This is a genomic window from Pseudomonas sp. microsymbiont 2 (assembly GCF_054788395.1).
The window spans coordinates 5,449,214-5,461,102 of record NZ_CM139112.1 but is presented as its reverse complement, the minus strand read 5'-3'; the positions used below and the strand labels follow the sequence as shown (position 1 = coordinate 5,461,102).

Annotated in this window: 6 protein-coding genes; 2 read left to right on the top strand and 4 right to left on the bottom strand. The window is 63.4% G+C overall.

The features are described 5' to 3' along the window. Positions 1 to 9 precede the first annotated feature (9 nt). The gene (locus ACYUME_RS24470) at positions 10 to 1,752 is read right to left on the bottom strand and encodes a potassium/proton antiporter (protein ID WP_460417312.1); all 1,743 of its coding nucleotides are present in this window, start codon (positions 1,750 to 1,752) and stop codon (positions 10 to 12) included. Positions 1,753 to 1,980: 228 nt separating this feature from the next. Between ACYUME_RS24470 and ACYUME_RS24465 the strand changes: the two genes are divergently transcribed. Further along, complete coding sequence (locus ACYUME_RS24465; protein ID WP_460417311.1) at positions 1,981 to 5,217, top strand: dermonecrotic toxin domain-containing protein; 3,237 nt, start codon at positions 1,981 to 1,983, stop codon at positions 5,215 to 5,217. A gap of 99 nt (positions 5,218 to 5,316) precedes the next feature. Here the strand turns inward: ACYUME_RS24465 and betA are convergent, their stop codons facing one another. From betA to betI, 3 genes are all read right to left on the bottom strand, one after another. Beyond that, the gene (gene betA, locus ACYUME_RS24460; RefSeq protein ID WP_460417309.1) at positions 5,317 to 7,008 is read right to left on the bottom strand and encodes a choline dehydrogenase; all 1,692 of its coding nucleotides are present in this window, start codon (positions 7,006 to 7,008) and stop codon (positions 5,317 to 5,319) included. Positions 7,009 to 7,162: 154 nt separating this feature from the next. Further along, positions 7,163 to 8,635 carry a betaine-aldehyde dehydrogenase gene (betB, locus tag ACYUME_RS24455; protein ID WP_460417308.1) on the bottom strand — a complete coding sequence of 491 codons (1,473 nt, stop codon included), beginning with the start codon at positions 8,633 to 8,635 and terminating at the stop codon, positions 7,163 to 7,165. Between the two features lie 38 nt (positions 8,636 to 8,673). Further along, positions 8,674 to 9,330, bottom strand: a complete 657-nt coding sequence (gene betI / locus ACYUME_RS24450; RefSeq protein ID WP_460417306.1) for a transcriptional regulator BetI — start codon at positions 9,328 to 9,330, stop codon at positions 8,674 to 8,676. 535 nt (positions 9,331 to 9,865) lie between these two features. Here betI and ACYUME_RS24445 point away from each other — a divergent pair. Beyond that, entirely contained in the window at positions 9,866 to 11,812 is a 1,947-nt protein-coding gene (locus ACYUME_RS24445) for a BCCT family transporter (RefSeq protein ID WP_279880366.1), read from the top strand. Positions 11,813 to 11,889: the final 77 nt, after the last annotated feature.

The following is an 11,889-nucleotide window of genomic DNA, read 5'->3' as shown; positions in this document are numbered from 1 at the left end:
AATCGGAGTTTAGAGGAACAACCCGGGTCCGGGTCGGGTACCTTCGGGGAATCTGACGCCCACTTTCTGGATCTTGTTCCCGTCCATGACCGCGACGGTCCAGATCGTGCTGTGCCATTCGATCTGGTCGCCTACTACTGGAGCGCCTCCGACCTTCTGTCGGATGAACTGCGCCAGCGGCATTTTCGCGTCCAGACCGTCGAGTTTCAGGCCATAAAGCGCGGCCACCGCGCCCAGCTCGGCGTCGCCTTCGAGCACGAAGTCGCCGAAGAAGCGCAGGTCCAGGCCACGCTCCGGCGCCTGGCTGAACAGCTTGCCCAGGGCCGGCAGGTTATGTTCGTGGCCGATCACGCAGAGCATGTCGCCGACTTCCAGCACGGTGCTGCCCGACGGGTGCAGCAGTTGCTCGTTGCGAAACAGCGCGGCGATGCGCGTGCCTTCGGGCATCTTCAGCTCGCGCAGGGCGGCGCCGATGCACCATTTCTCGGCGCCCAGGCGGTAGATGAACAGCTCCCACTCGCTGGTGACATGCACCTCGAGCGCGGAGCGGGAAATCGGCGCCGGGTCCGGCGGCACGGTGACTTTCAGCAGCTTGGCCATCCACGGCAGGCTGGTGCCTTGCACCAGCAGCGACACCAGCACGATGAAGAAGGCCAGGTTGAAGAACAGCTGGGCCTGCGGCAGCCCCGCCATCAGCGGGAACACCGCCAGGATGATCGGCACCGCGCCGCGCAGGCCGACCCAGCTGATGAAGCCCTTCTCGCGGCCATGGAAGGCCTTGAATGGCAGCAGCGCCGCGACCACCGACAGCGGGCGGGCGACCAGGATCATCCACAGCGCCAGGCCCAGGGCGGGCAGGGCGATGGGCAGCAGGTCGTGGGGCGTGACCAGCAGGCCCAGCACCAGGAACATGCCGATCTGCGCCAGCCAGGCCATGCCGTCGAGCATGTGCAGGATGCCGTGGCGGCTGCGGATCGGCCGGTTGCCCAGCACCAGGCCGCACAGGTACACGGCGAGGAAGCCGCTGCCGTGCAGGGCGTTGGTCAGCGAGAACACCGCCAGGCCGCCGGCCACCACCAGGATCGGATACAGGCCGCTGGCCAGGTTGATGCGGTTGACCAGTTGCAGCATCAGCCAGCCACCGCCCAGGCCCATCAGCCCGCCGATGCCGAACTCGCGCAGCAGGTGAGTGAGCAGGCTCCAGTGCAGGCCGGTCTGGCCACTGGCGATCATGTCGATCAGGGTGACGGTGAGAAACACCGCCATCGGGTCGTTGCTGCCCGACTCGATTTCCAGGGTGGCGGTGACCCGCTCGTTCAGGCCCTTGCCGCCGAGCAGCGAGAACACCGCCGCGGCATCGGTGGAACCGACGATGGCGCCGATCAGCAGGCCCTGGATCAGGCTCAGGTCGAACAGCCAGGCGGCGACCATGCCGGTCAGGCCGGTGGTGATCAGTACGCCGACGGTGGCCAGCGATAGCGCCGGCCACAGCGCCACGCGGAAACTCGCCACCCGCGTGCGCAGGCCACCGTCGAGCAGGATTACGGCGAGCGCCAGGTTGCCCACCAGGTAGGCGGTCGGGTAGTTGTTGAAGATGATGCCGCCACCATCGACCCCGGCGAGCATGCCGACGGCGAGAATGATGACCAGGATGGGGATGCCGAGACGCGACGACAGCGAGCTGACCAGGATACTGGCCCCGACCAGCAGAGCGCCGATCAGGAACAGGCTGTTGATGGTGCTCGCATCCAAAGGCAGTACTCCGGTACATCACGGGAAAGGACCTGGCGCGTGAACTAGCAGGTCGCGTGCCAATCGATTCTAACCTGATGAATTGGCAGGCTGTAAAGCGTTTCTGCAGATGACAAAAGCAGCGTTCAAGAGGGTGTGTGGGTTGGGTGGTGCATGAGTACCACGCTGGCGAACGGGGAATGGCGATTCTGTTGCCGACCAGAAGCTGCGAGCATCGAAGGACGCTTTATGAGCTATACCCCCGCACAACCCGAAATCGTCGCGCATGGCGAGCCCTACTTGCCAGAGCCGGCTATCCATGCCGAAACGGACATTTTTCTGCTCGATAGCCAGGATCCCTATGTGGATGCCTATGCCGTCGATTCACCGAGCACCCTCGACCCAGACCCATTGCCATCGATCGAGCGCGTCTTTGCTGGCCAGCAGGTCATGGTGCAGACACCAGAGGCATTCGCTGGCCGCAAGATCCGCGAGTTCCTGGCCAGGCACGGCATCGACGATGATCCCGAGGACTTGATCCTGGCAACCCTGATCGTGCGTTTCGTCAAGCTCAGGCCCGGCCCCTGGAAGGCGCAGGTTGCCCATGCCATGACCCTGGTTCAGGCAGCCCTCGGCGACTGGCAGCAGAGCGGCATCGGCAGTTGGTCCGATCACCTGGCGCATCCGATGACCTGGCGCCAGTCGGGCTATGCGGTGAATGAACTGGGCCCCTTGGGCAAGTCGGAGCTGGCCGACAGCCAAGCTTACGATGCGATCTACCGGCGCACCACGCCACAGACCTACGATGCCTCGAACCAGGTCGACCTCGACCCGCAGACGTTCAAGGATTTCGTCTGGGAAACCCGCCTGCAGGCGCATTACCTGGCACATCTGGATCGCTTCTGGAGCGATCATCAGCACAACTATGTCATGCAGTACAAGGGCGGCCTGGTGCGTGCGGCGTTACTGCAACGGGACGAAGGTAGCCTGACGGCGCAGCATGCCGAGATCGTGCTCAAGAGCATGACCCTGCATCCACTGACCAGTTGGGAGAACACCTCGTACCGCTATTTCACCGACAACCTGATCTCGCCCAGGTATGCGATGTGCGAATTGCGTATCTACGGTTATGTGGCCTCGGACATCCTGGCGATTCGGCGCATTGGCGGACAGGACCTGGTGCTGTACATCCCTGGCAACTCCTCGCCGTTGCATGGCTTTGCCAATCAAGGGGAGATGTGTGATTGGATCGCGCACCAGTGTCGTGATCCACGCAAGCGCGCTGCGCTGGGCAGTCACTTTCGCGCCTGCGACAGGCCCGATGGCGCTGTCTTCAGCGGTTTGGACACGGCATTGCGGGGGCTTGCCAGGTATCCCTCCAGCCTCGACAGGGAGACAGGGCTCTGGTCGCCGAGCAGCATGATCACCCTTGGTGAGCGCTTGCCCTATCCGGCCAATCACATGACCAGGCTGATCAAACAGCGCTACTACGCCGATGCGAAGTTCGAGATAGATACCCGTGGCGACTTCTATGCCAAGCGCGTGGCTGCCGGGCTGGAGGTCATGAGCAACGTGGTGGGTGCGCTCGCGCTGGTGTTCCCGGCATTGGTGCCGGTGGCTATCGCGCTGGGTGCCGGCCTGCTGGCGGCAGGCGTGGGCGAGGTCATCGCGGCCAAGCGTCGAGAAGACACCGAGCAAGGCGCACTGCGCGTGGTATTCGGCCTGCTCAACGCGTTGCCATTGGCAGGCGAGGTGAAGTCGCAGTTGCAAGCCACGAAAGCGCTGTTGGAGGGTGAGGAACTGACAGCGCTGGAGTCCGCGCAGCAGGCGCGTGACCAGGAACGGTTGGCGCGAATCGATGTGGCCGAGGACGCCGAGGGCACCGTGTTGGGCGCGCGATGGCCAACGAAGATGGAGGTCAGGGCGCATCGCCCGGTGCTGGACACGCTGTCGCCGGAGCTCAGGGCGCGCATGAACGCCCTGAAAGCAACAGGCAGCGAAGGCATGGATGTGCAGGGCGGTGGTCGTGGGACGTTCAGGGTGGATGGCAAGCTGTACATCAACTTGCGTCATGACGTGTATCGGGTGCAGTGGATCGAGCATGAGGGGCAGTTTCGTATTCGCTCCGATGCGCAGCCGGTGCAATGGGGGCCGTTTCTGCGCGCCACGCAGGAGGGCTACTGGGATCTGGACCTGCGCCTTGGGTTGCGTGGCGGCGGGAGTGCTCTTGGCAAGATGCGAAGGCCTGGGGCTGGCGCCGGCCTGACGCCTCTGCCAACGGAGATCGAAGGGATCGCACAGCAGCCCATGCTGGAGAAGATCAGTGTGACCATGCCCATGGATCGTATCGAGATCAACATACTGGGAAGGTACAGCGCCCGTTTGCGTTCCGGATCGAGGGCCACTGTCTGCTTCGATGCGGATGCCGGCTGCTGGCGAACGGTTAGCGACGGACGCTATGTGTGGACCGACAAGGGCGCACCGGAAGCAGCCTCGGAGCCGGAGTTCGACGAGTATGGCGTCTATATCGAAAAGCCATACGGGGACGAGATGGAATCAGGCTCGGCCAGCGACTATGAGCGGGTGCGTCATGCCTTGCCCAAGCCTGTCTCGGTGGAGCATTTCACGTTTCCCCGGTTGCCCTTCGTGCCCGAGCAGGCGGCCGAAATTCCCCGGGAGGTCGGCATGATCTGGGTGGGCGACCAGGCACCCGCCAGCCATTTGATCGAGCGCATGAAGGCCAATGCTGTCACCAACCCTGACCACGTCTTCACCTTGTACGTGGATGTCGACGACCTGCAGATCGTCGACGCGGTGCGCAAGGCAGGTATCAATGTGCAAAACCTGAGGGAGCAGACTTGGTTCAACCGCTGGGTCGCGGCGCCGGAGGGGCGCGCCTATCGGTACTTCAGGAACGGCGCCAATCACAACTATGCGGCGGCCTCGGACCCGTTGCGTTTTCGTCTCGTCGAAGAGCACGGCATGATCTATATGGATTGCGACGACGAACTGGTGCGGCCACTGGCGTCGGTCTCTCTCAGGGCCATGCCCCACGATGTGCTGTTTGGGCGGCCGATCGAATGGTCTGGGATGAATGGGGCGCACTACTTCGGGCCGAACAACAGCAACTTCGCCAGTCAAAGGGGCAATCCGCTGCTGGGCAGGATCGTCGACGATATCAATGCGCGGTTCGATGCCTTGCCGGCGTCGTTCCTGTCCAGGCCGCGTCCGAAGTTCAGCTTTGGACGCATGGACTCCGACGATGAGGCCTACATCGATACGATCTTCAATGTCACGGGACCTATCGGCATGGGCAGCACCATGCGCCGGCTGCGCCCGGACTACATGTCGTTCCCCTGGGGGTATCCGCAGATCCAGGTGAAGGCGCAGGCGTATGACCAATTGCGCAAGGAAGTGCTGGATCACTATTTCCCATTGCGCGATGTCGTGAAACTGGGCGCTGAACACTCCTGGCAGAGCACCTGACGCGTCGATGCGGCACATGAAAAAGGCACCGTCCGCGCAGTCGCGGGCGGTGCCTTTTTCATGTGCCTCGAACGGGGCGGCAGGCGCCCCGTGCGGGCATCAGCCTTGCTTCACTTCACGCATGGCCTTGCCTTTCACCGGTGCATCACCCGCCACGTAGTACTTGGCGGTGCTGCGTGGCAGCGGCTTGCGGCCACGGATCTTGTCCGAGATCTTCTCGGCGATCATGATCGTGGTGGCGTTGAGGTTACCGGTGATGATCAGCGGCATGATCGACGCGTCGACCACACGCAGACCCTGCATGCCGTGCACGCGGCCTTCACCATCCACTACCGCCATGTCGTCGGTGCCCATCTTGCACGAGCAGGACGGGTGGAAGGCGGTTTCGGCGTGCTCGCGGATGAACTTGTCCAGCTCTTCATCGGTTTGCACATGGGCGCCTGGGCTGATCTCGCGACCACGGTACGGGTCCAGCGCCGGCTGGGCCATGATTTCGCGGGTCAGGCGGATGCCGTCGCGGAACTCCTGCCAGTCTTGCTCGGTGGACATGTAGTTGAACAGGATGCTCGGGTGCTGGCGTGGGTTCTTCGACTTGGCCTGGATACGACCACGGGCCGGCGAGCGCATGGAGCCCATGTGCGCCTGGAAACCGTGCTCTTTCACGCCGTTGGAGCCGTTGTAGTTAATGGCCACCGGCAGGAAGTGGTACTGGATGTTCGGCCATTTGAACTCAGGACGGGTACGGATGAAACCACCGGCCTCGAACTGGTTGCTGGCGCCGATGCCGGTGCCGTTGAACAGCCACTCGGCACCGATGGCCGGCTGGTTCCACCACAGCAGCGAGGGGTACAGCGACACTGGCTGGGTGCAGGCGTACTGCAGGTACAGTTCCAGGTGGTCCTGCAGGTTTTCGCCGACGCCCGGCAGGTCGTGGACCACCGGAATGTCGAGGCTTTCCAGCAGGGCACGCGGGCCGACGCCGGAACGCTGCAGCAGCTGCGGCGAGGCGATGGCGCCGGAGGAAACGATGACTTCCTTGCGTGCGCGGGCTTCGACGCGCTCTTCGCTGTCACCTACCAGGTAGGTCACGCCAATGGCGCGCTTGCCGTCGAACAGCACGCGGTCGCTCAGGGCATGGGTGACGATGGTCAGGTTCGGGCGCTTCTTGGCCTGGTCCAGGTAGCCGCGGGCGGTGCTGGAACGACGGCCTTTCTTGGTTACCGAACGGTCCATCGGGCCGAAGCCTTCCTGCTGGTAGCCGTTGAGGTCTTCGGTGCGCGGGTAGCCGGCCTGCACGCCGGCTTCGACCATGGCGTGGAACAGCGGGTTGTTGCCGGCTTTCGGCGTGGCCACGCTGACCGGGCCTTCGCCGCCGTGGTAGTCGTTCGGGCCGATGTCGCGGGTTTCCGCTTTGCGGAAGTACGGCAGGCAGTCCAGGTAGGTCCAGTCCTCGAGGCCTGGCAGTTCCGCCCAGCCGTCGAAGTCCATGGCGTTGCCACGGATGTAGCACATGCCGTTGATCAGCGACGAGCCACCCAGGCCCTTGCCGCGACCACATTCCATGCGGCGGCCGTCCATGAACGGCTCCGGGTCGGTCTCGTAGGCCCAGTTGTAGCGGCGGCCTTGCAGTGGGAAGGCCAGTGCGGCCGGCATCTGGGTGCGGAAGTCGAAGCGGTAGTCGGGGCCACCGGCTTCCAGCAGCAGCACGGAGACGCTGGCGTCTTCGGTCAGGCGGGTGGCCAGGGTGTTACCGGCCGAGCCGGCACCGACGATGATGTAATCGTATTCCATGGGTTACTCCCATTTGAGCGGCAAGCTTCAAGCTACAAGCTGCAAGAAAAAGCAGTCGTGCGAAGCTCGCGAATGGATGAGGCCTGCAAGGGCCGGTGGCATGACGCCGACCGGCTCTTTCTTGCAGCTTGAAGCTTGGGGCTTGCAACTGGCCTTAGAAGACCGAGTTGTAGCCGCCCAGCTCGACCTGGACCGACTTGATGCGAGTGTATTGAGCCAGCGAGCTGACACCGTTCTCACGGCCGACGCCCGACTGCTTGTAGCCGCCAACCGGCATCTCTGCCGGCGATTCGCCCCAGGCGTTGATCCAGCAGATACCGGCTTCGAGCTTGTGGATGATGCGGTGGGCGCGGCTGATGTCGTTGGTGCACACGCCAGCGGCCAGACCGTATTCGGTGTCGTTGGCGCGACGGATGACTTCTTCCTCGGTCTCGTAGCTGAGGATGCTCATCACTGGGCCGAAGATCTCTTCCTTGACGATGGTCATGTCGTCGCTGCAGTCGGTGAACACGGTCGGGGCCACGAACGCGCCCTTGGCGAAGTCGCCGTCCAGCAGACGTTCACCGCCGCACAGCACGCGGGCGCCTTCTTCTTTACCCTTGGCGATGTACGACAGCACGCTTTCCATGTGCTGGAAGCTGACCAGCGGGCCGAAGTTGGTGTTCTCGTCTTCCGGGTTGCCGGCACGGATGCGGGCGACGCGCTCGGCGATCTTGGCTTCGAAGGCGGCCTTCATCGCGGCAGGCACGAATACACGGGTGCCGTTGGTGCAGACCTGACCGGAGCTGTAGAAGTTGGCCATCATGGCGATGTCGGCGGCCTTGTCCAGGTCGGCGTCGTCGCAGATGATCAGCGGCGACTTGCCGCCCAGTTCCATGGTCACTTCCTTCAGCGACGAGCTGGAGGCGCTGGCCATGACTTTCTTGCCGGTGGTGGTGCCGCCGGTGAAGGAGACTTTCTCGATGCGCGGGTGCTCGGTCAGCCAGGTGCCGACTTCGCGGCCGCTGCCGGTCAGGACGTTGAACACACCGTTCGGCAGGCCGGCTTCGGTGAAGATCTCGGCCAGTTTCAGGGTGGTCAGCGAGGTGACTTCCGACGGCTTGAAGATCATCGCGTTGCCAGCGGCCAGGGCCGGGGCGGATTTCCACAGGGCGATCTGGATCGGGTAGTTCCAGGCGCCGATGCCGACGGTCACGCCCAGCGGCTCGCGGCGGGTGTAGACGAAGGACGATTCGCGCAGCGGGATCTGCTCGCCTTCGATGGCCGGTACCAGGCCTGCGTAGTATTCCAGCACGTCGGCGCCGGTGACGATGTCGACGTAGCGGGTCTCGGAGTACGACTTGCCGGTGTCCAGGGTTTCCAGCATGGCCAGCTCGTCGTTGCGCTCGCGCAGGATGTCGACGGCGCGGCGCAGGATGCGCGAACGCTGCATGGCGGTCATCGCCGCCCAGACTTTCTGGCCGCGCTCGGCGCTCTCGACGGCCTTCTCGACGTCAGCCTGGGTGGCGCGCTGCACGTGGGCGAGGACTTCGCCGGTGGCCGGGTTGATGGCTTCGAAGGTGGCGTCGCTGCCAGCGTCGACGTAAGCGCCATCAATGTAGAGTTTTTGCGTTCCGAAACGGGCCATAGTGTCCTCGCAAGTGCAGTGTGTGGTTGGCTGCCGCGTCACGCTCCTGCCGATTGGCTGGTCGCTGCGCGCGGCTGTTCAGAGACCTGGTCGGTTGTGCCCAGGGACTGCTGTTTAGCCAGTTGTAGATCCATGTATTCGTAAGCAATTCGTATCGCCTGGTCGGTGTCGAATGCATCTCCCGACAGGGCGCCACGCAGCCACAGGCCGTCGATCAGGGCCGCCAGCCCGCGGGCGGCCTTGCGCGCATGGTAGAGCGGCAGGACGCGGCGGAACTGGCAGCACAGGTTGGAATACAGGCGGTGATCGTTGATCCGCTGCAACCTGTGCAAAGACGGCTGGTGCATGCTGGAGGCCCAGAAGGCCAGCCAGGTTTTCATTGCCGGGCCATTCACCTGGCTCGCATCGAAGTTGCCTTCGATGATCACCTTCAGGTGGGCACGCGGGCTGTCGTCCGTGAGTGCCTGACGACGCGCGATCACACCCTCGTTGAGCATGTTCATGATGTAGCGCATCGTCGCTGCGATCAGGCCGTTCTTGTCCTGAAAGTAGTGACTGATGATGCCGTTCGACACGCCGGCCAAACGGGCAATCAGCGCAATGCTGGCATCTCCCAGTCCGACCTGATCGACCGCCTGCAACGTGGCTTCGATCAACTGCTGGCGGCGGATGGGTTGCATACCGACCTTGGGCATCTTGCTATCTCCTCAGGCCTGCGGACAGACGACGAGCGGCTGCCTCGGCGAAGGCCAGTCTATTTTGTTTTGATTGAACGTTCAATCAATAAAGAATAAGCTCTGCGACAATTTGTGCCATTGACAGTTTTTCAGGCGGTCAAGAGGGCACGAATCGACACCCCAGGAAATCGTGTAACCCCCGGAATACAAGGCGTTGACGGGCATGAGCGATGCAAAGGACAGATTCTGCCGAGCGGTCATGGACTGCGCGGGCGGCCCTTGGAGCGGGCCAGGTGGTCTGTGGCGAATGCGCGCACCTTCTGCTGAGTGCGTGGCAAGGCGACAGGCGGCCGGTCTGTTTTTTTGCAGCGTTTCGATTCGGGATCACGGTTTCCAGGTGCCTTTTATAACACCTTGCGCAGTAGGGCTATTGCACCAATTGCGCGGGAAATAACTGTATAGCCTCCACTGCCGCACTGCCCGGAGCATTCGTGCAATGAGTTCTGCCTCCCTGACAAAGCCTCCCGCCGAGCGGGTACGGGTCAATCGCGTGGTGTTCTTCACCTCGGCGATGATGATCCTCGTTCTGACTGCCTTGCTGATCGCTGTCCCCGAAACCGCCGGCCAGGTGCTGGGCGTCGCCCAGAAATGGCTGACCCGTACCTTCGGCTGGTATTACATGCTGGTGATCTGCGGTTACCTGCTGTTCGTCGTCTACCTGGCCTTCTCCGACTTCGGCAAGCTCAAGCTTGGCGGCAAGGACGACACCCCCGATTTCAGCTACGGCGCCTGGGCCGGCATGCTGTTCTCCTCGGGCATCGGTATCTCGCTGCTGTACTTCGGCGCCTCCGAGCCGCTGGACCATTACTTCAACCCGCCGGAAGGCACGCCTGCCAGCCTCGAGGCCGCGCGCCAGGGCCTGCAGCTGACCTTCCTGCACTGGGGCCTGCACGGCTGGGCGATCTACGCCCTGGTGGGTCTTGCCGTGGGTTACTTCGCCTACCGTCACAACCAGCCGCTGGCACTGCGCTCGGCGCTGTACCCGCTGGTCGGTGAGCGTTGGGTCAAGGGCGGCGCCGGCCATGCCGTGGACATCTTCGGCATGTTCGTCACCCTGCTGGGCCTGGTGACCAACCTCGGCATCGGCTCGATGCAGGTGGCGTCCGGTCTGGAATACCTGTTCGGCATGGATCACAGCAAGACCAACCTGCTGGTGGTGATCCTGGTCATGGCCGGCGTGGCCACCGTGGCGGCCGTGTCCGGCGTGGAGAACGGCATCCGCCGCCTGTCCAACCTGAACATCCTGCTGTTCAGCGGCCTGCTGATCTTCGTGCTGCTGGCCGGCAACACCCTGCACCTGCTCAATGGCTTCGTGCAGAACGTCGGCGACTACCTCAACGGTGTCGTGCTCAAGACCTTCGACCTCTACGTCTATGAAGGCGACAGCGACAAGTCCGAGCGCTGGCTGGGCCTGTGGACCGTGTTCTACTGGGCCTGGTGGATCTCCTGGGGCCCGTTCGTCGGCATGTTCATCGCCCGTATCTCCAAGGGCCGTACCGTGCGCCAGCTGGTCAGCGGCGTGTTGCTGATCCCGCTGGGCTTCACCCTGGCCTGGCTGTCGATCTTCGGCAACACTGCGCTGGACCTGGTGATCAACCAGGGCGCCGTGGAGTTGGGCAAGACCGCGCTCGAACAGCCGTCGATGTCGATCTACCAGCTGCTGGAATTCTTCCCGGCCGCCAAGATCGTCATCGGTGTGGCGGTGTTCGTCGGCTTCGTGCTGTTCCTCACCCCGGCCGACTCCGGCGCGGTGATGATGGCCAACCTGTCGTGCAAAGGCGGCAAGGTCGACGAGGATGCCCCGCACTGGATGGTGGTGTTCTGGTCGGTGGTCATCACCCTGGTCACCATCGGCCTGCTGTTCGCCGGTAACTTCGAAGCCATGCAGACCATGGTGGTACTGGCCGGCCTGCCGTTCTCGGTGGTCCTGGTGCTGTTCATGTTCGGCCTGATGAAAGCCATGAAGCAAGACGTCGCGGTCGAGAGCGAACGCGCCGAACTGGCCGCCCGTGGTCGTCGTGGCTTCAGCGAGCGCCTGAGCCAGCTGGAGCTGCAACCGACCCAGGCCGTGGTCCAGCGCTTCATGGACAAGCAGGTCAGCCCGGCGCTGAAAGAGGCCGCCGAGCAACTGCGCACCCTGGGCTTCGAGGTCGAGACCCGCGTCGGCCAGTCGCGCAACATGATGGGCCTGCGGGTGATGATGGAAGAGGGCAACCCGTTCGTCTACGAAGCCAGCCTGGACGGCTACCTGGCCGCGCCGAGCGAAGCGCCGGTCGAAGGCGAGCCGGAAGTGCGCCAGCGCTTCTACCGTGCCGAGGTGTACCTGCACGATGGCAGCCAGGAATACGACCTGATGGGCTTCACCCGCGAGCAGATCGTGCGTGACGTGCTCGATCAGTTCGAAAGCCACCGCCAGCTGCTGGGGCGTGTGTACAGCTGATCACGGCTGATATGAGCGAGGGGCCCGGCGCGCAAGCGTCGGGCCCTTCGTCGTTGTGGGCGATGGTGTTGCAAGAG